Genomic DNA, 22,571 nt, shown 5'->3' on the forward strand with positions numbered 1-22,571 from the left:
ACCTTTCTTAGCAACCAATGTAGTCAGTTTGTCCAAGCCCGCAACTCGGGATCGCGGGGAAATCACCGGCAAGTGAAATCACTGTATCAAAACCCGACCTGATAGGCGCCCCACAACAGCACCAGACCGCTGACCACACAAAGCAGCCCGGCCAGTCGCCGCGCCTGTTCTGGCAGCGACCGAAGCGCTTCGAGCATACGTTCAATAAGCGAAGGGGCCAGCGCGTACGCCAGCCCCTCGACAATCAATACCAGCCCGAAGGCCAGAAGGATCAGACCCATTACTGGCCACTCTGCCCGGTGGGCGATTTCAGATAGTTGAAGAACTCGGAATCCGGGCTCAGCACCATCGAGCTGTTGCTGCCGCCCAACGCACGCTCATAGGCGGACAGCGAGCGGTAGAACTCGAAGAACTCAGGGTCCTTGCCAAAAGCTTCGGCGAAGATTGCGTTGCGTTGGGCGTCTGCCTCACCGCGAATGATCTCTGCCTCGCGATTGGCGTCCGACACCAGTTCAACTACGGTCCGGTCGGCTTGCGCGCGAACACGCTGAGCCGCTTCGTTACCACGGGCGCGTTCGTCGGTGGCTTCACGTTCCCGCTCGGCCTTCATACGTTCGAATGTTGCCTGGAGGTTGGCCTGCGGCAGATCGGTGGCTTTCAAACGCACGTCGATCACGTTGACGCCCAGCGCCTGCGCTTCGGCAATCGCACTGTTGCGGATGCGCAGCATCAGTGCGGCACGGTCGGAACTCAGGATATCTCGGGATGAAACTGAACCCAGAACTTCGCGGGTTTCGGCACGCAGGATGCGGTCCAAACGATCCTCGGCCACCGGAATGCCGCCTACGCCAACCGCCTGACGGAACCGGTTCAGATCAGAAATCCGATAGCGCGCGAAAGCATCGACCACCAGACGACGATCATCCAGAGGAGTGACTTCCAGCGGCTGAACGTCAATCGACAAGATACGGTCATCGTAGCGAACAACCTCCTGAATCAACGGAATTTTGAACGCCAGACCGGGATCTTCCTTCACCGCAACGACGCGGCCGAATTGCAGAACCAGCGCGCGCTCACGCTCATCAACGATAAAGATCGAGGACAGGCCGATCACGCCGAGAATTACGACGAAGATGAGGATAAGGGGTGACTTACGCATCAGTTGCTCTCCTCGGCCTGATTGCGGCGCAGTTCGTTCAACGGCAGATAAGGCACGACGCCCTGCCCCTGACCGGTCGAATTCTCGTCCAGAATGATCTTGTCCACATCGCCGAGAACTTGTTCCATCCGTTCCAGATAGAGACGCTTGCGAGTCACATCAGGCGCTTTGCTGTATTCTTCCAGAACCGCGCTGAAACGGCTGGCCTCACCCTGTGCGCTGTTGATCTGCTGCGCGCGATAGGCTTCGGCTTCTTCCAGAACCTGTGCGGCTTCACCGCGGGCTTGCGCGAGAACCTGGTTGGCATAGGCGTCGGCCACGTTCTGCAGACGGTCACGTTCCTGTGCTGCGGCCTGAACGTCGCGGAAAGCCGCAATCACATCCTGCGGCGGGTCGGCTTTGTCAAAGTTCACACGGACGATGTTGATACCTGAGTCGTAGCTGTCCATCGTCGATTGGATGAGCTCTTGCAAGCGTTCGGCAATGATACCACGATCGCGGTTCAGGATCGGCGCCAGTTCGCTTTGCGCAATGATCTCACGCATCGCCGATTCCGACACGGCGCGGATCGTTTGACGCGGATCCCGCAGGTTGAACAGAAACTTGGCCGGGTCGTTGATGTTCCAAACGACCTGATAGTCGATATCGACCACATTTTCATCGCCGGTCAGCATCAGGCCATCGTCAGTGCCGCGCGCACCACCCATATCTTCGGTTTGTTCGCGAGTTACCGGGATGACCTCAGCAGTCACGAAGGGCCACGGGGCAAAGTTCAGACCCGGATTACCTACAGCCGAAAACTCACCCAAGAACAGCTCAACCGACTGTTCTTCGGGCTTGACGGTATAGAAGCTTGCAGCACCCCAAAGCACAGCCGCAACAACCACACCGATCAGTACGGTGCCTTTGGTAAAGATGGGACCGCCCCCACCCGCACCTTGACCGCCGCCGCGGCCCGAACCGCCACGACCGCCCATAAGGACGCGCAGCTGCTCCTGGCCTTTCTTCATCAGTTCGTCGATCTCGGGGATCTGCGGGCCGTCGCCTTCGGGCGGGCGCTGCCCATTCCCGTTGTTACCCCGATTTCCTCCGCCACCCGAGGAGCCTCCGCCCCCCCAGGGGCCACCGCTGTTGCCCGCCATATGTATCTATTCCCTTGTGTTGGACCGTGTGATCACGGGTTCCCTTGTAACTTGTGTGCGCGCAGTTGCAAATCAAGCAGTGCGAACAGGTTGACGCATTGTCACCAGCTCTTCGGCCATGACCGGGTGAACGGCGACAGTGCGGTCGAAATCTTCCTTGGTCGCACCCATCTTTACGGCAATTCCAGCCAGCTGGATCATCTCACCGGCGCCGGGAGCGACGATATGGCAGCCCAGCACCTTGCGGGTGGCCTGACTGACGATCAGCTTCATCAGAACCCGCTGCGTTCCGCCTGCAAAAGCCTTTTGCATCGGCTTGAACGAGGTCGCATACACCTCAATCGGTTCCTGCGCAGCCGCCTCTTCCTCGCTGAGGCCCACGGTGCCGAATTCCGGCTGGGTGAAAATCGCAGTTGGGATCAGTTCATGATCCACAGGCGTCGGGTTGCCTTTGAAGACAGTCTCGACAAAGGCCATGCCCTCACGGATCGCAACCGGGGTCAGGTTCACCCGGTCGGTCACGTCACCGATGGCATAGATCGAGGGCACGCCGGTCTGGCTGTATTCGTCAACAATGATCTCACCCTTGCGACCGCGTTCGACACCGATAGCCTCAAGGCCCAGATTGTCGGCATTCGGCACGCGCCCGGTGGCGTACATGACCACATCGAAGACCTGCTCGGTTCCGTTGGTGGCTTTGACCCAAATCTTGTCGCCCTGCTTTTTCATCTCAAGCACGTTTGTGCCAAGGTGCAGGTCAATGCCGTTCTGGCACATCTCTTCGCTGATCAACCCGCGGGCCTCTTCGTCGAAGCCGCGCAGGATTTGCGCACCGCGATAGAACTGAGTGGTCTTCACACCCATCCCGTTCATGATCCCAGCAAACTCGCTGGCGATGTAGCCACCGCCGACGATCAGGATGCTTTCGGGCAGTTTCTCAAGATGGAAAATCTCGTTCGAGGTGATGGCCAGTTCCGATCCCGGAAACTCGGGCACAACCGGGCGGCCACCGGTAGCGATCAGAATGTGCTTGGCGGTCTTGCGGGTACCATCGGCCAGTTCGACTGTATGCGCATCCACAATATGGGCACGCTGATCAAAGCTTTCGACACCGTTGTTCTTCAGGATGTTGCGATAGATGCCTTCCAGCCGGTCCAGTTCCGTCACCAGCTTGCCGTGGAACGTGTTCCAATCCAACGCACCGGGCTGGATGTCCCACCCATAAGCTTGCGCGTCGCCGACCATGCCCGAAAATTCACTGGCAAAAACCATCAGCTTTTTCGGTACACATCCCCGGATGACACAGGTCCCGCCATAGCGGTCCTCTTCGGCCAGCGCCACTTTGGCGCCGTTTTCACCAGCCGCCACACGTGCCGCGCGGACCCCGCCCGAGCCGCCTCCGATGACGAACAGATCATAGTCAAAGCTCATCCTGAGTTCCTTTATTTCGTCAGGCCAAAATTCGATGGTTATCTGGGGTCGAAAGACGCGCTGCCAACCCTTGTCGGCGTATAATCTTCACCTAAAGCACTGCCACCAAGTGTGTTTCGCGCTTCGGCTCCGTCGCCAGTCTCAATCCGCCAGATCCGAAAACAAGTTCTCGCCACCCTCTACCAGCTGGTCCAGTTCGGTGGTGCCTGCGTTGATATCGCGCAACTCGACCCGGCCATCGCCGTGCCCGATCACAACTTTGTCACAGATGTCGATGAACAGACCGTTTTCGACCACACCAGGCACCTGATTGAGCACCAATGCAAGCTGGCGCGCATTACCAATGCGCTGCAGATGCAGATCCAGAATGTGGTTACCTTCGTCGGTCACAAAGGGCGCTTCTCCATTCATTCGCAACATCGCCGAGTTGCCCAGCACATCCATCGTGTCCAGAGCCTCTTCGATCAGGGTCCGTGTGGTCTGCCAGCCAAACGGGATCACCTCGACCGGCAGGGGGAAGGCCCCAAGCGTTTCGACCTCTTTGCCGGCATCGGCGATTACTACCATCTGATCGCTGGCCGTTGCGACGATCTTTTCCTGCAGATGCGCGCCGCCGCCGCCTTTGATCAAATTCAGCTCACCATCGAACTCATCCGCGCCGTCGATAGTCAGATCCAGCCATCCGGCCTGATCCAGCGAGACCACCTCGATCCCGACCTCGCGGGCCAGTTGCGCGGTGCGGATCGAGGTCGGAACGCCTTTGACCCGCAGCCCCTCGGTCTGCACCCGCTCACCCAAACGGCGCACCATCCAAGCGGCGGTCGATCCGGTGCCCAGCCCGACACGCATCCCATCCTGAACCATATCAGCGGCACGACGCGCAGCGACGTATTTGGCCTTATCGATGGGGGACATATCTCGGGTCATGGCAGCGTTTCCCTGTATTGCTGCTGGGTTTATACGGAAAGCAACCGCCGACTGCGAGAGCCAATTCGCCCCACCGCCACGCAAACATCTATCGAAAATACGCGTTTCCGATTGGAAACGTCGCAATCGAGGCTTTCGCCCTGCCCGCCGCGCTATACATAGATTTCCATGACTGCGCCGTATCGCCTGCACTATGCCCCCGACAACGCCTCTCTGGTGATCAGACTGGCGCTGGAAGAGATGGGCCTGCCCTATGAGACCGTCCTGGTGGATCGCCGCCGGAACGAACAGGACAGTGCAGCCTACCGTCAGCTGAATCCAAACGGGCTGATTCCTGTGCTGGAGACCCCGCAAGGAGCGATCTTTGAAACAGCTGCCATCCTGCTATGGCTGGCCGATACGCATGCGCAATTGGCGCCACCACCCGAAGCTTCAGAGCGGGCTGCGTTTCTGAAATGGCTGTTCTTCGCATCAAACACTTTGCACGCTGATCTGCGCATTCTGTTCTATGCAGAGAAATACATAGACGCCGTGCAAGCTGACTCTTTGCGCGACGGCATTCGACCACGGCTGCGTCGACACCTTCAGATATTGGATACAGAGGCGAAGAACGCACCAGACTGGCTGCACCCTACGCAGCCCTCGGTTCTGACAATTTACCTGGCTTGCCAGATGCGTTGGATGGCGCTGTACCCTGCCAGCACCGACCGCAGCTGGTATCAGCTGTCGGACACCCCTCATTTGCAAGCGATCCTGACACAGCTTGAAACCCGCCCTGCCACCCAAGCCGTCATCGCGGCAGAAGGGTTGGGGGTTACACCGTTCACATCCCCGAGTTACGCTACTCCTCAAGAAGGCTCAGCTACCTAACATGTTTCTATCCGTCTTCGATATGTTCAAAGTGGGCATCGGTCCGTCTTCGTCTCATACCATGGGGCCGATGGTTGCGGCCGCCCGGTTTCTGGACCTGATGCGCGCGTCGCCGTTCGAATTCGCAGGCCTGCGTGGATCGCTGCACGGCTCACTGGCCTTTACTGGAGTTGGTCACGCGACCGACCGCGCCACCATCCTCGGGCTGGCCGGATTCGTGCCGGACACCTACGACAACGACAAGGCCGAAGCCGCGCTGGCTGCGATTGCCGAAACCCATACGGTCATGCCCGAAGGTCTGCCGACCCTGCAATTTGATCCCAAGGCCGATCTGATCTTTGACTACGATCACAACCTGCCCGGCCATGCCAACGGCATGATCCTGATGGCAACCGACGCTCAGGGCGATGTGATCCTGCGGCAGGTCTATTACTCGGTCGGAGGCGGTTTTGTCCTGACCGAAGAGGAACTCGCCGAGGGCAAGGATACCAATGACGGTGCCCCCGTGCCCTACCCGTTCCACTCGGCAGCACAGATGCTTGAGATGGCGAAAGACAGCGGCAAGAGCATTGCCCAAATGAAGCGCGAGAACGAGGTGGCGCGAGGCTGCCCTGTCAGTTTTGCCAAGGGCACCGCGCGCCTTTGGGAGGTCATGAACGATTGCATTGAACGTGGCCTGAAAACAGACGGTATCCTGCCCGGCGGTCTGAACGTGCGCCGTCGCGCCAAGGGCATTTACGAAGCTCTGCTAGCCGAACGTGGCATGAACCTGAACGCACCGCACACCATCAATGACTGGATGAGCGTCTATGCTATGGCGGTGAACGAGGAAAACGCCGCCGGTGGTCAGGTCGTCACTGCGCCGACCAATGGCGCGGCAGGAACGCTTCCTGCGGTGCTGCGTTATTATCTCGACCACGTGCCGGGGGCGTCGGAAAGCCATATCGAGGATTTCCTGCTGACCGCTGCCGCCATTGGTGGTCTGGTCAAGTATAACGCCTCGATCTCGGGGGCCGAGGCTGGGTGTCAGGCCGAGGTCGGCAGCGCGTCGGCCATGGCTGCAGCCGGTCTGTGCGCCGTGATGGGCGGTACGCCGGAACAAGTGGAAAACGCCGCCGAGATCGCGCTGGAGCATCATCTGGGCATGACCTGCGACCCGGTCAAAGGGCTGGTTCAGGTGCCCTGCATCGAACGCAATGGACTGGCGGCGATCAAGGCGGTTTCGGCTGCATCACTGGCGCTACGCGGAGATGGTCAGCATTTCGTGCCGTTGGACGCGGCTATCGAAACCATGCGTCAGACCGGGCATGATATGCACGAAAAGTATAAGGAAACGTCTTTGGGCGGTCTGGCAGTAAACGTACCCAACTGCTGACGTCATAAGGGGAGGGAATACCATGCGGGGTCATTGTCTGTGCGGCAACATCCGTTATGAGGTCGACCCTCCTGCCTTGTCCTGCGTCACCTGCCATTGCGACAGTTGCAGGCGGCAATGCGCGGCACCGATGACCACCTATTTCGGCGTGCGCGATGGCCAATGGCGCTGGACAGGCAATGCGCCGAAGACCTTCAATTCCTCCCCCGGGGTTGAGCGCAGCTTTTGCCCTAACTGCGGCACGCCGATCTCGTTCCGCTCACAAGCCATGTCCGATGTCCTGCATCTTTATGTGGCAACGCTGGAGGACCCGAACCAGTTGGAACCCACGCTGCACGTGGCGCATGAGGAAAAGCTGCACTGGGTTCAACTGGGCGACGACCTGCCTACCTGCATCGGGCCGGATTACACCAAGGTTCAGCCCCTGCCCTAAGCGCGGGCCGCAATAGTGTTACCGGTCTTGATGTCAGTCATCGCGTGTGGGCCAGTGCCCGGTCTGCCCTGACAAAAACGCCTGCATGACCAGATCCAGAGCGTCGCGCGGCACCATGGTCAACAGGCCGGGCCCGTCCACGGTCAGCTCCAGATCCGCCATGATTCGGTTGGATGTCCCCACGCGGCCGTTCGGTTCCAGCACCAGATCGTCGATTGGCCACTCCAGCCCTTTACTGAGGCCGGTTACACGACGAAACGGAAACAATGAAACCACATCGCCGGGCGTAAGGCTTAGTCTGATTTGCGGCGGCGCGTGGAAAACGACTTCATGCTCTCCGATCAGGATGCAAGGTCGATCTTGCAGCCGAACCAGAGCGTTAAGGACAGCCATCTGGTGGTCCAACCGACCACCCAGAAACCCGACACCCAATACTAGCGGCGCATTGATGCTGCGCAGCGCCTTGTCAAAATCCGTGCTGTCCTGTTCACGTATTGGAAACAGCCGATCCACAGGGATCCGGTCAAGGTCAGCACCGCTCAGCGAATCAAAATCACCGATCACTGCGTCCGGCACACGCCCCGAATCCATCATCGGAATCGCCCCGCCATCTGCAGCCACTACGGTTTTGACGCGATTCAGCATCAAATTCATGTCGTCAGGACCTATTTCACCCCCTCCGACCAGCCCGATTGGCTCCTCAGACCGCACAATTTGTTTATTTTTTAGAGGATTGATCATTTTTCCCGGATTTGGACACATTGAGACCACAAAATGATAGGTTCATGCTGAGAGTTACGAGCCATAGGTGTGCCCGTCGTCGGGTGAATGGCTCATGTAGTTTGTAAAGGACGTGCGTCTGATGGTACAGAATAACAAGGTTTTAACCGTCTCCTATGGAACCTTCTCGTGCACTTTGGAAGGTTTTGACGATTCCTTCGAGACGATGAAAGCAATTGCCGAATACTTCCGTGATCTTGCCGCCGATGATCGCTATTTCGGTTCTGAACCTCCGCAGCCTGATACAGAAATGCTGGCAAAAATCGCGCAACGTGATGCGTCGCGCAAGGTCGAGGCAAGCCACAGCGACGCTGGCTTGTTAATCCGCGCCACGGAAGACCCAACCAGCAGCGCGCCGGATCTGAACGTCATCAACACTCCTCCCCCCTCGCCCCCCTCTCAGCCTGTTATCACCGAGGCTGAATCCGTTGAGGACACACCCCCTCCCGCCGCTGACAGCATTGCTGCCAAACTGCAGCGTATCCGCGCGGTGGTGTCCCACTCTGAGGAAAACTCGGTCATCTACACCGAAGATGAAGATACGGCGTTGATGAAAAGCACGGCTGGCCCGTCCGACGCGGTAGCAGCAGCATTCGCCGCCGGCTCGCTGGACCCGGCCGATCTGGAAACCACCCTGGAGGTGGAACAATCGGCGGAGACACCTGCCCCCGAAGCACCTAAGGCCGAAGAGGTTGAGGTACCTGCCGCTCCGACCCTGGAAGCCGAACCTGAGGCCCCGGTAATCGAGGAAGAGGTTGAAGAGCCCACCGTGGAGGCTCTGGAAAGCGAACTCGAAACACCTGCAGTCGAGGAAGAGAATGAAGACGAGGCTGCCACTCCGGATGTTTTGTTCGCAGATCTCGACGAAACCGACGAAAGTGAAACCGACGAGGAAGAGGTCGCCAATATCCTGAGCGACACCAGCGCTGACGAAGAGACCGTCGTCGCGGCCCCTGAAGGTGTCCTGACGGAAGAGGATGAGGCCGACTTGCTCGAAGAGATTGCCAGTGTCGAATCCATCCTGGCCGATCGTGCCGGTACGTCGAACGCTGCGAACTCTGACTTGGACCACGATGTTTCGCGCCTGATGGACAAGGTTGGCGAGCAGTTGGACAAACCAGACGCAAGCAACAAGCGCGAAGCCTATACTCATTTGCGCGCAGCCGTCGCAGCAACCGAAGCGGAGCGCAGCGAAAAAGGCCAGACCACTCACGACGACGATCAGGACTACCGCGGCGACCTGTCCTCGGTCGTCAGCCCGCGCCGCCCCGAAGTTGAGGTCACCACCAAGCGTCCGTCCAGTGATGACGCGGCACCGCTCAAACTCGTGGCCGAACAGCGCATCGACAACCAGACCAAGGATTCTGGACCGGTGAGTCCCCGCCGCGTGACCTCCGAAGCCGAGGGTGAAGAACCTGCGGAGGAAGAAAGTGGCTTTGCCCTCTTCGCGCAGGAACAAGGTGCGCAATCTCTGCCGGACCTGCTGGAAGCGGCGGCTGCCTATCTTTCCTTCATCGAAGGTCAGGAGCAGTTCTCGCGTCCGCAGCTGATGAACAAAATCCGATCGCTCAAGCAGGATGATTTCAACCGGGAAGAAAGCCTGCGTTCGTTCGGCCAGTTGCTGCGGGACGGTAAGATCGAAAAAGCGGGCGGCGGGCGTTTCGCAGCCTCGACGCAGATCGGCTTCCGCCCAGATGATGAACGCGCCGCAGGGTAACTCACTGCCAAATCAGTTAGCGATGGGCCGGAGGTTTCTTCGGTCCATTTTTCTTGCACATCGGCATTCGCATGTTCCTTTTTCCGCTGTCGGTGGGTTCATGCGCTATGCTGCAGCGCAGAAAGATGATAGGTTGAGGGTGACGGTTGTTTCCGATCCCGTTCAAACAAGGGCCACGCCATGTATGAACTGCCCATCCGACGCTTGCGCGCTTTCGATAAATCCAAAATTGAAAGCCATTTCAATAGCCTGAACACCGAAGCTCTGACATCGCGATTTGGCGCTCCGGTTAGCGCTGCGTATGTTCAGACCTATTTATCCGGGATCTTTGACAATACAGCATTGATCTTCGGCGCTTTTCCGGATTCTTGCTTGCGGGGCGTGGGGGAACTGCGCGTTCTCCCAGACAGCCTAGTGCATGTGGCCGAGGCCGCCTTTACAGTTGAAACGGCATGGCAGGATCGTGGTATCGGGGACGCTTTACTGTCTCGGATCATAACCGCAGCCCGGAATCGCGGGATTCGCGAAGTGCACATGCTGTGCCTGGCCACCAATCAGAAAATGCGCCGTCTGGCCGCGAAACACGACGCAGACCTGAACTTGGTCACGGGGCAGATTCAGGCCACTTTGACCGCGCCCTGGCCTACCCCGCTCAGCGTTGCCGAAGAGATTTCGGGCGAATACCACGCGATGGCTCGCGCGATCCTCACGTGGCCCGGGTCGGAACGGCAGCCAGGATGAACGAACCTAATCAACCGCCCTGACTGGTCATTCTGACGGATGGTCCGGGTCTTCCTTGCCGACGCCTTTGAAGACGAACTTGAAAGGCAGCGCCCAGACAATGCCCAAAGCGACATAGACCAGCAGTTCCAGCCAGATCGGTGGGCGGTCTAGCCAATTCACGATTGTCACAACAGCCACGATGTAGACCGGCAGCCCGATCAGCAGCAGCACCAGCGACCAGCGGCGGCGCGCCTTGTAACTAAGGCCCGGTTTTCCGTCGTCGCTCATCAATCAGCAAACGGGTCGGTCACCAGAATGGTGTCGTCCCGCTCCGGGCTGGTAGATAGAAGGGCCACTGGGCATTCGATCAGTTCCTCGACGCGACGCACATATTTGATCGCGTTGGCCGGCAGATCGGCCCAGCTGCGTGCGCCTTCGGTAGATTCGCTCCACCCAGGCATCTCTTCATAGATCGGCGTGCAGCGCGCTTGCTGATCGGCCGCAGTCGGCAGATAATCCAGGCGTTCACCGTCCAGTTCATACCCTGTGCAAATCTTCAGCGTCTCGAACCCATCCAGAACGTCCAGCTTGGTCAACGAGATACCGTTCACACCGCTGGTCGCGCAGGTCTGGCGCACAAGGCAGGCATCGAACCAGCCACAGCGGCGCTTGCGACCAGTCACAGTTCCGAACTCATGTCCACGTGTCCCTAGACGGAGACCGTCATCGTCATCCAACTCGGTCGGGAACGGCCCCTCTCCTACGCGGGTCGTGTAAGCCTTGACGATCCCCAGAACGAAATCGATCGATCCCGGACCGATACCCACGCCTGTTGCCGCCTGACCAGCGATCACGTTGGAAGAAGTCACGAAAGGATATGTGCCGAAATCGATATCCAGCAATGCGCCTTGCGCCCCTTCGAACAGAATACGCTTACCGGCCTTGCGCTTTTCGTTCAGCACTTTCCAGACAGGGGCAGCAAAAGGCAGAATTTCTGTAGCGATTTCTTTCAACTGAGCAATCAAGGCATCCCGATCGACGGGCTCGATTCCCAGTCCTTTGCGCAGCGGATCGTGGTGCTGCAACGCACGATCTACACGCGCCTCCAGAGTCGCCTCGTCAGCCAGATCTGCTACACGAACCGACCGGCGACCAACTTTATCCTCATAAGCAGGGCCAATACCACGTCCGGTAGTACCGATTTTTGTGCCCTTGCTTGCAGCCTCTTCCCTTGCGCGATCCAGCTCTCCGTGGATCGGCAGGATAAGAGGGGTGTTTTCCGCGATCATCAGGGTTTCTGGCGTGATTTCGACACCCTGTTTGCGGATCGAAGCGATTTCGTTGACCAGATGCCACGGATCCAAGACAACCCCGTTGCCAATAACGCTCAGCTTACCGCCACGTACAACGCCCGAGGGCAGCGCGTTCAGCTTGTAGACCTCGCCATCAATGACCAGCGTATGACCGGCATTATGCCCACCTTGAAAACGCGCGATCACGTCTGCACGCTCGCTGAGCCAATCGACGATCTTGCCTTTTCCTTCGTCACCCCATTGGGCGCCGACAACAACCACATTGGCCATATCCGGTCCTTTTGCGCTGAATTATCAAACTCGGCTCGTATAGCGAGGACAAAGCGACAGGGAAACCGGTAATTCGCCGCATGCGATAACCGCGCAGCGCCCGGTGCCTCCGGCGGGGATATATTTAGCCAGACGAAGAGCGGATCCTCAGTTCATCTGGCCCAAATTTCCCGGGGGGGGGTCGCCCGGAATGGGCAACGGGGGGCAGCGCCCCCCTCTAGCTTTCGGTCAAATGCACTGGCTGGCCGTGAGGCGTTGTCAGGTAAGCCTCTTCCCACGCGTTCTTAATTTGGGTGACCTCCTCTGGGATGGCTGCGCCTAGTTCGTCCAGCAACCGCTCAAGCGTTTCCAGCCAAGCATGGAAATAGTCATCACCGCCATCCAGTTCGCGGTCCAGCCCACGGCGTTTCAGTGTCTTCGAAAATTGAGCGGCCCAGTCAGGCCAATCAAAACACCCCGCCTCGTTCAGTGCCACGGTCACTGCGAACACCTGTGCGTGCCAGGGTTCAGCAAAAACTGGTTCCGGCGCAGAATGGAAGGTGCTGTCGGTCACGCTGGTTCCAGATAGCTTTGCCAGAGGTCCAGTACAATTTCATCATTTGGGTTTTCCGGATCGGACCAAAGCTCAGACGCAGGGAAGACAACGGCATAGAGCGGTTCTGGCGCCTCTCCAAGCCCATGTGCGTTCGAGTCCGGCAGCACATGAGTGCCATGTAACCGCAATACCTTACCCGTCGCACCAGATGCATAGTTCGGCAGGCGCGTGTGGCCGCCATCCACAAGTCGATTGGTGGATGGCTGGGCGGTACGTACACCTTGGCCAACCTCAAACCGCACAGGCACATCTGACGGACGGTCTGCCGGTCCCCCTTTTGCGAGCGCGGCAGCGACAGCTTCGGCCTTCAGTACGCGGTCGGACAAAGGATGCAGGTCATCCGAGCCTGCCCCTTGCAAGTCCTCAACTGTCAGCACGCCCGTTTCCACCAGCAGATCAGCAAGGCCCGAAATCCACTTTTCGTAATACGAAAACCGCGCGTAATCCTTGGGCGACAGCCTTTCCCGCGCGTGACGCGAGACGTCGATATTCCATTGCCCCAGAAACCCGGCGGCCAGTGTCACTGCCAGCGCGCGCGCGTGCCAATCTTCGGCAAAGACCTGAGCATCTTCGGGTTCTGGATTCACCAAGCCATCACCGAAGCGACCGCCCATATCATGTACGCGAGTCAAGAGAGCACCTTAGGTAAGCCGGTGCCAATCATGCTGTCGCGGGTGACAAGCGCGGCCAGATCGTCCTCGCCCAGCCCGTCGGTGCCTTCGGGGCGCATGGGCAGTACGAGGTAACGAATCTCGGCAGTCGAATCCCAGACGCGAACGGCCGTCTCGTTCGGCAGAGTAACCCCAAAGTCCGCCAGAACCTTACGCGGCTCTCGCACAGCACGCGCCCGGTAGGCGTCGGACTTGTACCAGCCCGGCGGAATTCCAAGCAAAGGCCAAGGGTAGCAACTGCACAGCGTGCAGACGACCATGTTGTGCTGGTCGGGTGTGTTTTCCACGGCAACAATATGCTCACCCTGACGGCCGTAAAATCCGAGATCAGCGACCACCGGCGTTGCATCCGCAAGCAGGGCTTTCCTGAAATCCGGATCTGTCCATGCCTTTGCAACAACGCGCGCGCCGTTCTTGGGACCAATCTTGTTTTGATAGGTGTCAATGATCTCATCCAGCGCTGCCGGGTCAATCAGCCCCTTGCGGGTCAGAATCGTCTCAAGCGCTTTGACGCGAAGGGCGGGATCGGACGGTAATAAGGCGTGCGGGTGGTCGGGATCATCATGCGGCATAGGCCGCAGCCTGCGTCACCTTTTGCCCACCTGTCCAGTCTCTTTGACGTGATGCCGCATATCACAGGGATTGATGGCAACTCCTCCCTTGCCCCCGATGGCAAACTTGCATAAGTACCACGCGATACACGCCACGCTGTACAGGACCACCATGGAAAACGTCGTTCTCATCATCCATCTTCTCTTGGCTCTGGGCCTGATCGCCGTTGTTCTGATGCAGCGGTCCGAGGGCGGTGGCCTGGGTATGGGCGGTGGCGGCGGTGGCGCCATGACCGGTCGCGCCGCAGCGACGGCTTTGGGCAAGGTCACATGGATCTTGGCCGCATGCTTTATCGTTACCTCGATCACGCTGACCATTCTGGCGGCTCAAAAATCGTCGGGCAGCTCGGTGATCGACCGTCTGGGCGTTCCTGCCCCGGCCGCGACCGAGGAAAGCACACCGGCAGTTCCGTCGACCGATGATCTTTTGCCTCCGGCTCAGGGCGACAACGCGCCGCTGATTCCGCAAGCCGACTGATCTACTACACTTAGAAATCTAAAAGAGAGCTGCAACAGCATCTTGCGGTTCTCTTGCGCTATTGGCGCGAATCCTTTATACGTGAAGTCCCGTGATGCAGCGGTTTTTTTCGAACCGCCGGGCAGCTGATAATGACGTCTCACGGGAGCAGCCGAAAAACATGGCGCGTTTTATTTTCATCACTGGTGGTGTGGTTTCGTCCTTGGGTAAAGGATTGGCTTCAGCGGCTCTGGGCGCGCTATTGCAGGCCCGGGGATATTCGGTACGTCTGCGCAAGCTGGATCCCTATCTGAACGTCGATCCGGGCACGATGTCACCATTCGAACATGGCGAAGTGTTTGTCACAGATGATGGCGCAGAAACCGATCTGGACCTTGGTCACTACGAACGTTTCACCGGCGTTGCTGCGCGCAAAACCGACTCGGTCAGTTCAGGCCGTATCTATTCCAACGTGCTCGAGAAAGAACGCCGTGGTGATTACCTTGGCAAAACCATTCAGGTGATCCCGCACGTCACCAACGAGATCAAGGATTTCATCTCCATCGGCGAAGATGAGGTTGATTTCATGCTGTGCGAAATCGGTGGCACCGTTGGCGACATCGAAGGCCTGCCGTTTTTCGAAGCAATCCGTCAGTTCAGCCAAGATAAACCGCGTGGTCAGTGTATCTTTATGCACCTCACACTGCTGCCCTACATCAAGGCCTCTGGTGAGCTGAAAACCAAGCCGACCCAGCACTCGGTGAAAGAGCTACGCTCGATAGGTCTCGCCCCCGATATTCTGGTCTGCCGCTCCGAAGGCCCGATTCCTACCAAGGAACGCGAGAAGCTGGCGCTGTTCTGTAACGTGCGTCCTGACAGCGTGATCGCGGCGCAGGACCTGAGCACCATCTACGACGCCCCGCTGGCCTATCACCGCGAAGGTCTGGATCAGGCGGTTCTGGATGCGTTCCAAATAAGCCCTGCCCCCAAGCCCGATCTGGCGAAATGGGAAGACGTCAGCGACCGCATCCACAACGCCGAAGGCGAAGTGAAGGTTGCCATCGTCGGCAAATACACCCAGTTGGAAGACGCCTATAAGTCGATCGCCGAGGCCCTGACACACGGCGGCATGGCCAACCGGGTCAAAGTCAAGGTCGAGTGGGTCGATGCCGAGGTTTTCGATACCGAAGACGCCGCCCCGTATCTGGAAGGTTTCCACGCGATCCTGGTCCCTGGTGGGTTTGGCGAGCGCGGCACCGAGGGCAAAATCAAGGCCGCGCAATACGCTCGTGAACACAAGGTTCCCTATCTGGGCATCTGTCTGGGCATGCAGATGGCGGTGATCGAAGCCGCGCGAAACGCAGCAGGCATCACCGAAGCCGGGTCTGAAGAATTCGACCATGAAGCAGGCAAGAGAAGGTTCGAGCCGGTCGTGTATCACCTGAAAGAATGGGTGCAGGGCAACCATAAGGTCGAGCGCAAAGTCGGCGACGACAAAGGCGGCACCATGCGTCTGGGCGCGTACAACGCGGTTCTGGCCGAGGGCTCGAAAGTCGCCGAGGTTTATGGCGGCACCCAGATCGAAGAGCGCCACCGTCATCGCTATGAGGTGGACATCAAATACCGTGAAAAGCTGGAAAAGGCTGGTCTGAATTTCTCTGGGATGTCGCCGGACGGGCGTCTGCCGGAAATCGTCGAATGGTCGGATCACCCGTGGTTCATCGGTGTGCAATATCACCCCGAACTCAAATCCAAACCGTTTGACCCGCACCCGCTGTTCCGTGACTTCGTGCGCGCCTCCAAGGAAAGTTCACGCCTGGTCTGATCGCAGGCCAGTCACCGCTTTGTGACGGCGGGTGCAAAAAAACCTATACGCGCCCGCCCTTTCCACGGTTAACTGTCCGCAACCCAGCGACAGGAGACCGGCCATGACCAATCAGACCACCAAAGCGGAAGAGTTTGCAGCCCTGCACAAAAAGGGCGAGCCGGTCATTCTATATAACATCTGGGATGCGGGCAGCGCTGGTGCCGTGCGTGATGCGGGGGCCAAGGCGATTGCGACCGGTAGTGCTCCGGTTGCGATGGCGCAGGGGTTTGGCGATGGTCAGAACATCCCAATGGATGCCGCGCTGGAAAATGCCCGCCGGATCGTGGCTGCCGTTGATCTGCCGGTGACACTGGATTTCGAAGGCGCTTATGCCAGCGATGTTCTGGGTGTCGCCGCCAATGTCGAACGTGCCCTGGAAACCGGTGTGATTGGTTTCAACTTCGAAGACCAGATCGTTGGCACCAGCGATCTCTATGACATTGAAACGCAGGAAGCGCGGGTCCAGGCCATGCGCGAAGGCTGTGACGCTGCCGCTGTCCCGGCCTTTATCAACGCCCGCACAGACATCTTCCTGAAGGCGAAACCTGAAACCCACAACGACGCTATGCTGGACGAGGCGATTGCGCGGGCCAAAGCCTATGCTGATGCCGGTGCCAGCGGGTTCTTTGCGCCCGGCCTGAAGGACGAGACCCTGATTGCGCGTCTCTGCGAATCGACAGACCTACCGGTCAACATCATTGCCCTGCCCGGCACACCCGATACGGCCACACTGGCCGGGTTGGGCGTTGCGCGGATCAGCTATGGCCCTGTCCCCTATCGACAAATGCTGGGATGGCTGCTGGAGCAAGCAAAACAGGCCATTCAGGGCGGGTGATCCCGTCACTCAAAGATCGCGCTCAGCGTGTTCTTGCCGCTTAGAAAAAGCCGTTTCTAATTTACTGCTATGACGGGTAGTCCGCGCTTGGCGGACTACAAAATATGGAATAACCTCACGCCATGTTGAAGAAGTTTTTACAGGCTTTACGCCCGCCGCAACACGACACCCTGCCTGATCCGGATGCCGAACTGGCGCTGGGTGCACTAATGGTGCGTGTGGCGCAGGCAGACCGGGATTACAAGCTTGAGGAAATCAGCCTGATCGACCGCATCCTAGCCCGGCTGTACCAGCATAACGCAATCGAGGCCGCCAAGGTCCGAGCCACTTGCGAAAAGCTGCACGCCGCCGCACCTGACACCGACACCTTCGGCAAGCTGATCCGTGAAACCACCGACTTGCAGGAACGCCTGGCTGCACTGGACGCTTTGTGGGAGGTCGTTCTGGCTGATGGCAATTCCGACGAAGGCGAGATGAAGATCGTAGAAGAGGCGCGAGTCGCTATGGGGCTGAGCTATAACGACAGCCAGAACGCTCGTGAGCGAATGCAAAGACGCTTGGAAGAGCGTTAGACCCTGTCTATATCTAACTCATGTTCAGTGATTTTCTGGCCCGGCTGACACAGCCCGCCCCCGACCCGCTTGCTGATGATGACGCCCGCCTTGCCTTGACGGCGCTGCTGGTACGCATTGCGCGTTCCGACAACGACTATGCCGATACCGAAATGGCTCGAATCGACAAGATCTCGGCTGAACGCTATGGCCTGTCCCCATTCGAAGCCGCCGCCCTGCGGGCTCGAGCCGAGGACCTTGAGGCCGAAGCCCCGGACACGGTCCGCTTTACCCGCGCGATCAAGGAAGCCATCGCCTATGATGATCGGCTCGCCGTGGTGCAGGCAATGTGGTCGGTTGCATTGGCCGACGGTCACCGCACGGGCGAAGAGGATTCGCTGCTTCGTCTGGTGGTCAGCTTGCTGGGCGTCAGCGACGTGGATTCCGCTCTGGCACGTCAAAAGGCCGCAAAATCGTGATTGCGATGCTGGGCATGTATGACATGCCCGTGCTGCAACCGGTGAACGACCGGCTCTGGACTTCGATTCGGAACCACCTTGGCTATGGCCCCGATGACCTGACCCGAGATACAGATGTCTGGGATGTGTGGCTGAACCCGGATCTGATCTTTGCCCAGACCTGCGGGATGCCCTATCGCAACCACCTGCACGACAAAGTGCAACTGGTTGGGACGCCCGATTATGGGCTGACGGGATGCCCACCCGGCTATTACCGTTCCATTTTTGTTTCCCGTCAGGATGATCCCCGCGATCTGGAGCAGCTCGCAAAGGGCACTTTTGCTTATAACGAAAAGCTGTCCCAATCAGGCTGGGCGGCGCCTATGATCCATCTGGAAAGACGCGGCCAACAGCCCGCTGACCTGGTGGCAACCGGCGGCCACGCGCAATCGGCGGCCGCAGTCGCCGAAGGCAGGGCGGATTTTGCAGCGTTGGACGCGCTAACGTGGGAAATGCTCAAAGCGCATTCCGACCTGGGCGCGGTTTTGCGCGAATCCGGAGCCACAATTCCAACGCCAGCCCTGCCCTATATCACTGCCATAGGTCAGGACGCCGCTGCGGTCGCGCGCGCTGTTCGGGCCGCGATTGGCGACCTGTCCCCGATAGATCGTGAATTGCTGCACCTTCGAGACCTGATCGACACTCCAGAGGGTGACTATCTGTCGGTGCCTAATCCGTCTCAGGATTAGACAACCGGGCTTATTCGCTGACCGAATTGGCCAATACCTTTGGTCAATTTGACCGTTTCAGCCCCCGATGATGTCAATTGCGCATTGCATTGCCCCGATTTTTAAGCCCTATTACCGCACCAACACCGATAACACATGGACCATCCGTGACAGATTCCACTCCCGTCATCGAAATCAAGAACCTCCACAAAAGTTTCGGCAATCTGGAAGTGCTGAAAGGCGTCGATATTACAGCAAGACGCGGGGACGTTGTTTCGCTGATCGGGTCGTCCGGGTCGGGCAAGTCCACCCTGCTGCGCTGCTGCAACCTGCTGGAAGACAGCCAACAGGGCGAGATTCTGTTCAAGGGTGAACCTGTACGCTGGTCAGGAGACATGCACCACCGCCGTCCCGCCGACGCGAAACAGGTCATGCGTATCCGCACCAACCTGTCGATGGTGTTTCAACAGTTCAACCTGTGGGCTCACATGACCATCCTGCAAAACGTGATGGAGGCCCCTGTGACCGTGCTGGGCCGCGACCCGAAAGAGGTTGAGGACAGCGCTCGCAAGTATCTGGAAAAGGTTGGCATAGGCGACAAGTGCGACGTCTACCCGGCGCAACTGTCCGGTGGCCAGCAACAACGCGCCGCCATCGCCCGCGGATTGTGCATGGAGCCCGAGGCGCTGCTGTTCGACGAACCCACCTCGGCGCTGGACCCGGAACTGGAACAGGAAGTCATCAAGGTGATCAAGGACCTGGCCGCCGAAGGCCGTACCATGATCATCGTGACTCACGACATGAAGATGGCCGCTGACATTTCAAGCCACGTCGTGTTCCTGCACCAAGGATTGATCGAGGAAGAGGGTCTGCCGGAAGATATCTTTACGTCCCCCGAATCCGAACGACTTCGGGGCTTTCTATCCGCCACAAAGGCGGCTTAACTTCAGATCAGAAAACAAACTGGGGAGTATCCAATGAAAAAACTGATTCTGACCACTGCGGCTCTGGCGCTTGGCGCAGGCATGGCAATGGCGGACACGGTCCGTCTGGGCACCGAAGGGGCTTACGCACCGTGGAACTTTGTCAACGACGCTGGCGAAATCGACGGGTTCGAGCGCGAACTGGGTGACGAGCTGTGCTCGCGCGCAGGTCTGGAATGCGAATGGGTCAAGAACGACTGGGATTCGATCATTCCGAACCTGGTGTCGGGCAACTACGACGCTATCATCGCAGGCATGTCGATCACCGATGAGCGCGATGAAGTCATCGACTTCACTCAGAACTACACGCCGCCGGATCCGTCGGCCTACCTGGCGATGTCCGATGGCGTAGACGTGGCAGGTGCTGTGATTGCAGCACAAACCGGAACCATTCAGGCAGGCTATGTTGCCGAATCCGGCGCCACTCTGGTTGAGTTCGCAACTCCCGAAGAAACCATCGCTGCTGTACGCAACGGCGAAGCCGATGCCGTTCTGGCCGACAAATCCTTCCTGGTGCCGTTCAGCGAAGATGGCTCGGGCCTGCTCTTTATTGGTGAAGACGTACCGCTGGGCGGTGGTGTCGGCATGGGCATCCGTGAATCCGACGGTGAGCTGAAAGAAAAGTTCAACGCAGCCATCCAGTCCATGAAGGATGACGGTAGCCTGAACGAGCTGATCACCAAGTGGGAAGTGTCCTCGACCTTCTAATGAACTCTGCGGCGCGCCTACCCCTAGGGCGCGCCGCCTCTGAGCCCTTGCCAGTCAAAGAGGCCCGCCATTTTCTCGTTCTGTACTGATCCCGAAACACTCGGCACGTTCCGTTGGTTCTCCTGCTATTTGACCAACGGTGTGCACTGGCTGTTCTATCTGTCCTTCTTCAAGGTGCTGCTGTTGCTTGCGATTACTGCGCCGGTGGCACTTGGCTTTGGCTTTCTGGGGGCCATGGCAGCACGGTCGCATTTCCCGCCGCTCAGCATGCTGGGCAAGGGATATATCGCCATCGTGCGCGGTGTACCGGATATCGCCTTCTTCATGTTCTTTGTGATCGCGCTGGATCAGGCGTTCGAATGGACGCGTCACAAAATCCTCTGCCCGGAATGGACCGATCCCGTACGTCAGGGCAACGACTTCATCGTCTGTCAGGCTGCTAAACTGCCGCTCGGAACTGCTCCGGAATGGGTGCACGAAACCTACGGCTTCTTTCTGGCCGTCGTAACATTCTCAATCGTTTTCGGCGCATTCGCGGCCAACGTCCTGTTCGGCGGCATGCGCGCCGTCCCGCACGCTCAACTGGAAACAGCCGAAGCCTATGGGATGACCCGCCGCCAGACCTTCTGGCGCATTCTCGTGCCGCAGATGTGGGTCTATGCCCTGCCCGGCCTGTCGAACCTTTGGATGGTCCTGATCAAGGCCACACCGCTGCTGTTCCTGCTTGGCATCGAGGACATCGTCTATTGGGCGCGTGAACTGGGCGGCTACAAGAACCCGAAATTCACTCAATACCCGCACGGCGACTGGCGCATGTGGTATTTCCTCGCCCTGCTTGTCTTCTACCTGGGCATGACCCGCGTCTCGGAAATCGGCCTTGAACGGCTGATGCGCCGCCTGTCCCACGGTCAGGCAACCTCGGGTGGAGAACTGCTGCGCAAGGAGACCACCGCATGAGCTGTATCCAGACCATCCAGGACTACGGCTTGCGTTCGATTGGCATTGGCGAGCGTCTGCTGCCCCGAAACGATTTCACCCTGTGCGAGCAGTTTACCCTGATCGGCTCGGGCATGATTTGGAACATCTATTTCGGGCTCATGGCGCTGGCGACTGGCTTCTTTCTGGCCACAGCGCTGGCGTTGGGTAAAGCATCCACAAACAAATGGCTGCGCAAACCGTCAGAATGGTTCATTTTCCTGTTCCGCGGTTCACCGCTGTTCATCCAGTTTTTCTTTGCCTACTTCATGTTCCTGTCGCTGAAGCAGAGCTTTCCCTTCCTCGACGCGCTGACGTCGGCGTGGCTGGGCGCGTTGATCGTGCTGTTCTTCAACACTGCGGCCTACTCGGGCGAGATCTTCTATGGTGCGCTGCGATCGATCCCCAAGGGCGATATCGAGGCTGCTGACGCCTATGGCATGACCGGCTGGTCGCGGTTCCGTCGCATCGTCTGGCCAACCATGCTGCGGCTGGCATGGCCTGCTTATACGAATGAGGCGATCTTCCTGTTCCACGCCACGACGCTGGTCTTCTTCTCGGCCTTCCCGGTGTGGCAACAGCGCGGTGATGCGCTGTACTATGCAGGCTATTTTGCGGACAAGACGTTCAACCCGTTTATCCCCTACCCGATTCTGGCCTTCTACTTCATCCTGCTGACCTTGGTGGTCATCTGGGGGTTCGGCATGGTAAACAAGCGGCTGAACCGGCACCTCCCCGCAGCAAAGCGGAGCAAAATGAAGCTGAAACTGAACCTGGCGCGCTGATCACAGGCGTGCCAGCCGTTCAATCCGGCAATGAAATTCGAAAAAACGAAACAGTTTGCAGGCGCACATCGCGCGCGTTGCATCCGACATTGTTTGAGAAATATGGTACCGCCTCCCTGGCTTGAACAGGGGACCTCTGGATCCACAATCCAGCGCTCTAACCAACTGAGCTAAGGCGGCACTCGTGAGGGGCGATTTACCGAACGC

Annotated in this window: 26 protein-coding genes and 1 tRNA gene; 15 read left to right on the forward strand and 12 right to left on the reverse strand. The window is 58.5% G+C overall.

What is annotated here, in order from left to right; all coding sequences use genetic code 11:
* Positions 1-86 precede the first annotated feature (86 nt).
* The 5 genes from ACXAGD_RS09960 to rpiA all read right to left on the reverse strand — a co-directional run bounded on the left by ACXAGD_RS09960 (position 87) and on the right by rpiA (position 4,659).
* Positions 87-281: a DUF2065 domain-containing protein gene (locus tag ACXAGD_RS09960; RefSeq protein ID WP_170324515.1), complete on the reverse strand. Its 195-nt coding sequence runs from the start codon at positions 279-281 to the stop codon at positions 87-89.
* Positions 281-1,159, reverse strand: coding sequence for a protease modulator HflC (hflC, locus tag ACXAGD_RS09965; protein WP_475210172.1), 879 nt, complete (start codon positions 1,157-1,159; stop codon positions 281-283). The genes ACXAGD_RS09960 and hflC overlap by 1 nt, the downstream gene beginning before the upstream one ends.
* Entirely contained in the window at positions 1,159-2,301 is a 1,143-nt protein-coding gene (gene hflK, locus ACXAGD_RS09970; protein WP_475210173.1) for an FtsH protease activity modulator HflK, read from the reverse strand. Before hflK ends, hflC begins: the two co-directional genes overlap by 1 nt.
* A 72-nt stretch (positions 2,302-2,373) precedes the next feature.
* A complete protein-coding gene (gene gor / locus ACXAGD_RS09975; RefSeq protein ID WP_475210174.1) occupies positions 2,374-3,732 on the reverse strand; it encodes a glutathione-disulfide reductase in 1,359 nt (452 codons plus the stop codon).
* A 141-nt stretch (positions 3,733-3,873) separates the two neighbouring features.
* Positions 3,874-4,659, reverse strand: a complete 786-nt coding sequence (gene rpiA / locus ACXAGD_RS09980; RefSeq protein WP_475210176.1) for a ribose-5-phosphate isomerase RpiA — start codon at positions 4,657-4,659, stop codon at positions 3,874-3,876.
* Positions 4,660-4,827: 168 nt separating this feature from the next.
* On the opposite strand from rpiA, the gene ACXAGD_RS09985 reads away from it, so the two are divergent.
* The 3 genes from ACXAGD_RS09985 to ACXAGD_RS09995 are packed head-to-tail and all read left to right on the forward strand — an operon-like array spanning position 4,828 to position 7,337.
* Positions 4,828-5,529, forward strand: a complete 702-nt coding sequence (locus ACXAGD_RS09985) for a glutathione S-transferase family protein (RefSeq protein ID WP_475210178.1) — start codon at positions 4,828-4,830, stop codon at positions 5,527-5,529.
* Position 5,530: 1 nt separating this feature from the next.
* On the forward strand, positions 5,531-6,904 hold the full coding sequence (locus ACXAGD_RS09990; protein ID WP_475210179.1) for an L-serine ammonia-lyase: 1,374 nt from the start codon (positions 5,531-5,533) through the stop codon (positions 6,902-6,904).
* Positions 6,905-6,926: 22 nt separating this feature from the next.
* The gene (locus ACXAGD_RS09995) at positions 6,927-7,337 is read left to right on the forward strand and encodes a GFA family protein (RefSeq protein ID WP_475210180.1); all 411 of its coding nucleotides are present in this window, start codon (positions 6,927-6,929) and stop codon (positions 7,335-7,337) included.
* A 33-nt stretch (positions 7,338-7,370) separates the two neighbouring features.
* Here the strand turns inward: ACXAGD_RS09995 and ACXAGD_RS10000 are convergent, their stop codons facing one another.
* Entirely contained in the window at positions 7,371-8,099 is a 729-nt protein-coding gene (locus tag ACXAGD_RS10000; RefSeq protein WP_475210182.1) for a thiamine diphosphokinase, read from the reverse strand.
* A 100-nt stretch (positions 8,100-8,199) separates the two neighbouring features.
* On the opposite strand from ACXAGD_RS10000, the gene ACXAGD_RS10005 reads away from it, so the two are divergent.
* Both ACXAGD_RS10005 and ACXAGD_RS10010 read left to right on the forward strand, forming a co-directional pair.
* Positions 8,200-9,834 carry a hypothetical protein gene (locus ACXAGD_RS10005; protein ID WP_475210184.1) on the forward strand — a complete coding sequence of 545 codons (1,635 nt, stop codon included), beginning with the start codon at positions 8,200-8,202 and terminating at the stop codon, positions 9,832-9,834.
* A 180-nt stretch (positions 9,835-10,014) separates the two neighbouring features.
* Entirely contained in the window at positions 10,015-10,575 is a 561-nt protein-coding gene (locus tag ACXAGD_RS10010) for an N-acetyltransferase family protein (RefSeq protein ID WP_475210187.1), read from the forward strand.
* Between the two features lie 27 nt (positions 10,576-10,602).
* Here the strand turns inward: ACXAGD_RS10010 and ACXAGD_RS10015 are convergent, their stop codons facing one another.
* The 5 genes from ACXAGD_RS10015 to nthA all read right to left on the reverse strand — a co-directional run bounded on the left by ACXAGD_RS10015 (position 10,603) and on the right by nthA (position 13,978).
* Complete coding sequence (locus ACXAGD_RS10015) at positions 10,603-10,845, reverse strand: DUF2842 domain-containing protein (protein WP_475210188.1); 243 nt, start codon at positions 10,843-10,845, stop codon at positions 10,603-10,605.
* The gene (locus ACXAGD_RS10020) at positions 10,845-12,140 is read right to left on the reverse strand and encodes an adenylosuccinate synthase (RefSeq protein ID WP_475210190.1); all 1,296 of its coding nucleotides are present in this window, start codon (positions 12,138-12,140) and stop codon (positions 10,845-10,847) included. The genes ACXAGD_RS10015 and ACXAGD_RS10020 overlap by 1 nt, the downstream gene beginning before the upstream one ends.
* A gap of 217 nt (positions 12,141-12,357) precedes the next feature.
* The gene (locus ACXAGD_RS10025; RefSeq protein ID WP_475210192.1) at positions 12,358-12,693 is read right to left on the reverse strand and encodes a nitrile hydratase accessory protein; all 336 of its coding nucleotides are present in this window, start codon (positions 12,691-12,693) and stop codon (positions 12,358-12,360) included.
* Positions 12,690-13,367, reverse strand: a complete 678-nt coding sequence (nthB, locus tag ACXAGD_RS10030) for a nitrile hydratase subunit beta (protein ID WP_475210195.1) — start codon at positions 13,365-13,367, stop codon at positions 12,690-12,692. The genes ACXAGD_RS10025 and nthB overlap by 4 nt, the downstream gene beginning before the upstream one ends.
* Positions 13,364-13,978 (reverse strand): nitrile hydratase subunit alpha, encoded by a 615-nt coding sequence (gene nthA / locus ACXAGD_RS10035; protein WP_475210197.1) that lies wholly within the window; start codon positions 13,976-13,978, stop codon positions 13,364-13,366. Before nthA ends, nthB begins: the two co-directional genes overlap by 4 nt.
* Before the next feature lie 151 nt (positions 13,979-14,129).
* Between nthA and secG the strand changes: the two genes are divergently transcribed.
* The 10 genes from secG to ACXAGD_RS10085 all read left to right on the forward strand — a co-directional run bounded on the left by secG (position 14,130) and on the right by ACXAGD_RS10085 (position 22,364).
* Positions 14,130-14,495 carry a preprotein translocase subunit SecG gene (gene secG / locus ACXAGD_RS10040; protein WP_170325501.1) on the forward strand — a complete coding sequence of 122 codons (366 nt, stop codon included), beginning with the start codon at positions 14,130-14,132 and terminating at the stop codon, positions 14,493-14,495.
* A 160-nt stretch (positions 14,496-14,655) separates the two neighbouring features.
* Complete coding sequence (locus tag ACXAGD_RS10045) at positions 14,656-16,299, forward strand: CTP synthase (protein ID WP_475210200.1); 1,644 nt, start codon at positions 14,656-14,658, stop codon at positions 16,297-16,299.
* 103 nt (positions 16,300-16,402) lie between these two features.
* The gene (locus ACXAGD_RS10050) at positions 16,403-17,176 is read left to right on the forward strand and encodes an isocitrate lyase/PEP mutase family protein (RefSeq protein ID WP_475210203.1); all 774 of its coding nucleotides are present in this window, start codon (positions 16,403-16,405) and stop codon (positions 17,174-17,176) included.
* A gap of 122 nt (positions 17,177-17,298) precedes the next feature.
* Positions 17,299-17,748: a tellurite resistance TerB family protein gene (locus ACXAGD_RS10055; protein ID WP_475210206.1), complete on the forward strand. Its 450-nt coding sequence runs from the start codon at positions 17,299-17,301 to the stop codon at positions 17,746-17,748.
* Positions 17,749-17,768: 20 nt separating this feature from the next.
* Complete coding sequence (locus ACXAGD_RS10060) at positions 17,769-18,206, forward strand: tellurite resistance TerB family protein (protein WP_475210207.1); 438 nt, start codon at positions 17,769-17,771, stop codon at positions 18,204-18,206.
* A 5-nt stretch (positions 18,207-18,211) separates the two neighbouring features.
* Positions 18,212-18,934 (forward strand): phosphate/phosphite/phosphonate ABC transporter substrate-binding protein, encoded by a 723-nt coding sequence (locus tag ACXAGD_RS10065; protein ID WP_475212543.1) that lies wholly within the window; start codon positions 18,212-18,214, stop codon positions 18,932-18,934.
* Between the two features lie 146 nt (positions 18,935-19,080).
* Complete coding sequence (locus tag ACXAGD_RS10070) at positions 19,081-19,857, forward strand: ABC transporter ATP-binding protein (protein WP_475210208.1); 777 nt, start codon at positions 19,081-19,083, stop codon at positions 19,855-19,857.
* A 33-nt stretch (positions 19,858-19,890) separates the two neighbouring features.
* Positions 19,891-20,604, forward strand: coding sequence for a transporter substrate-binding domain-containing protein (locus tag ACXAGD_RS10075; RefSeq protein WP_475210210.1), 714 nt, complete (start codon positions 19,891-19,893; stop codon positions 20,602-20,604).
* A 69-nt stretch (positions 20,605-20,673) separates the two neighbouring features.
* Positions 20,674-21,561 carry an ABC transporter permease gene (locus tag ACXAGD_RS10080; RefSeq protein WP_475212545.1) on the forward strand — a complete coding sequence of 296 codons (888 nt, stop codon included), beginning with the start codon at positions 20,674-20,676 and terminating at the stop codon, positions 21,559-21,561.
* A complete protein-coding gene (locus ACXAGD_RS10085) occupies positions 21,558-22,364 on the forward strand; it encodes an ABC transporter permease (protein WP_475210211.1) in 807 nt (268 codons plus the stop codon). Before ACXAGD_RS10080 ends, ACXAGD_RS10085 begins: the two co-directional genes overlap by 4 nt.
* A 103-nt stretch (positions 22,365-22,467) precedes the next feature.
* On the opposite strand, the gene ACXAGD_RS10090 is transcribed toward ACXAGD_RS10085, so the two are convergent.
* Positions 22,468-22,544: transfer RNA gene (locus tag ACXAGD_RS10090), tRNA-His, on the reverse strand.
* Between the last annotated feature and the right edge of the window lie 27 nt (positions 22,545-22,571).

Source organism: Ruegeria sp. ABF4_144 (genome assembly GCF_056160045.1).

What these genes read in the sequence shown, in the direction of transcription:
- ACXAGD_RS09995 (WP_475210180.1), top strand. Translation starts at nt 6,927, where the DNA reads ATGCGGGGTCATTGTCTGTGCGGCAACATCCGTTATGAGGTCGACCCT.
- ACXAGD_RS10075 (WP_475210210.1), top strand. Translation starts at nt 19,891, where the DNA reads ATGAAAAAACTGATTCTGACCACTGCGGCTCTGGCGCTTGGCGCAGGC.
- ACXAGD_RS10045 (WP_475210200.1), top strand. Translation starts at nt 14,656, where the DNA reads ATGGCGCGTTTTATTTTCATCACTGGTGGTGTGGTTTCGTCCTTGGGT.
- ACXAGD_RS10005 (WP_475210184.1), top strand. Translation starts at nt 8,200, where the DNA reads ATGGTACAGAATAACAAGGTTTTAACCGTCTCCTATGGAACCTTCTCG.
- ACXAGD_RS10055 (WP_475210206.1), top strand. Translation starts at nt 17,299, where the DNA reads ATGTTGAAGAAGTTTTTACAGGCTTTACGCCCGCCGCAACACGACACC.
- hflC (WP_475210172.1), bottom strand. Translation starts at nt 1,159, where the DNA reads ATGCGTAAGTCACCCCTTATCCTCATCTTCGTCGTAATTCTCGGCGTG.
- ACXAGD_RS09985 (WP_475210178.1), top strand. Translation starts at nt 4,828, where the DNA reads ATGACTGCGCCGTATCGCCTGCACTATGCCCCCGACAACGCCTCTCTG.
- ACXAGD_RS10015 (WP_475210188.1), bottom strand. Translation starts at nt 10,845, where the DNA reads ATGAGCGACGACGGAAAACCGGGCCTTAGTTACAAGGCGCGCCGCCGC.
- ACXAGD_RS10060 (WP_475210207.1), top strand. Translation starts at nt 17,769, where the DNA reads ATGTTCAGTGATTTTCTGGCCCGGCTGACACAGCCCGCCCCCGACCCG.
- ACXAGD_RS09960 (WP_170324515.1), bottom strand. Translation starts at nt 281, where the DNA reads ATGGGTCTGATCCTTCTGGCCTTCGGGCTGGTATTGATTGTCGAGGGG.
- ACXAGD_RS10000 (WP_475210182.1), bottom strand. Translation starts at nt 8,099, where the DNA reads ATGTGTCCAAATCCGGGAAAAATGATCAATCCTCTAAAAAATAAACAA.
- ACXAGD_RS10065 (WP_475212543.1), top strand. Translation starts at nt 18,212, where the DNA reads ATGCTGGGCATGTATGACATGCCCGTGCTGCAACCGGTGAACGACCGG.
- ACXAGD_RS10020 (WP_475210190.1), bottom strand. Translation starts at nt 12,140, where the DNA reads ATGGCCAATGTGGTTGTTGTCGGCGCCCAATGGGGTGACGAAGGAAAA.
- nthA (WP_475210197.1), bottom strand. Translation starts at nt 13,978, where the DNA reads ATGCCGCATGATGATCCCGACCACCCGCACGCCTTATTACCGTCCGAT.
- rpiA (WP_475210176.1), bottom strand. Translation starts at nt 4,659, where the DNA reads ATGACCCGAGATATGTCCCCCATCGATAAGGCCAAATACGTCGCTGCG.
- hflK (WP_475210173.1), bottom strand. Translation starts at nt 2,301, where the DNA reads ATGGCGGGCAACAGCGGTGGCCCCTGGGGGGGCGGAGGCTCCTCGGGT.
- secG (WP_170325501.1), top strand. Translation starts at nt 14,130, where the DNA reads ATGGAAAACGTCGTTCTCATCATCCATCTTCTCTTGGCTCTGGGCCTG.
- ACXAGD_RS10050 (WP_475210203.1), top strand. Translation starts at nt 16,403, where the DNA reads ATGACCAATCAGACCACCAAAGCGGAAGAGTTTGCAGCCCTGCACAAA.
- ACXAGD_RS10085 (WP_475210211.1), top strand. Translation starts at nt 21,558, where the DNA reads ATGAGCTGTATCCAGACCATCCAGGACTACGGCTTGCGTTCGATTGGC.
- ACXAGD_RS10010 (WP_475210187.1), top strand. Translation starts at nt 10,015, where the DNA reads ATGTATGAACTGCCCATCCGACGCTTGCGCGCTTTCGATAAATCCAAA.
- ACXAGD_RS09990 (WP_475210179.1), top strand. Translation starts at nt 5,531, where the DNA reads ATGTTTCTATCCGTCTTCGATATGTTCAAAGTGGGCATCGGTCCGTCT.
- gor (WP_475210174.1), bottom strand. Translation starts at nt 3,732, where the DNA reads ATGAGCTTTGACTATGATCTGTTCGTCATCGGAGGCGGCTCGGGCGGG.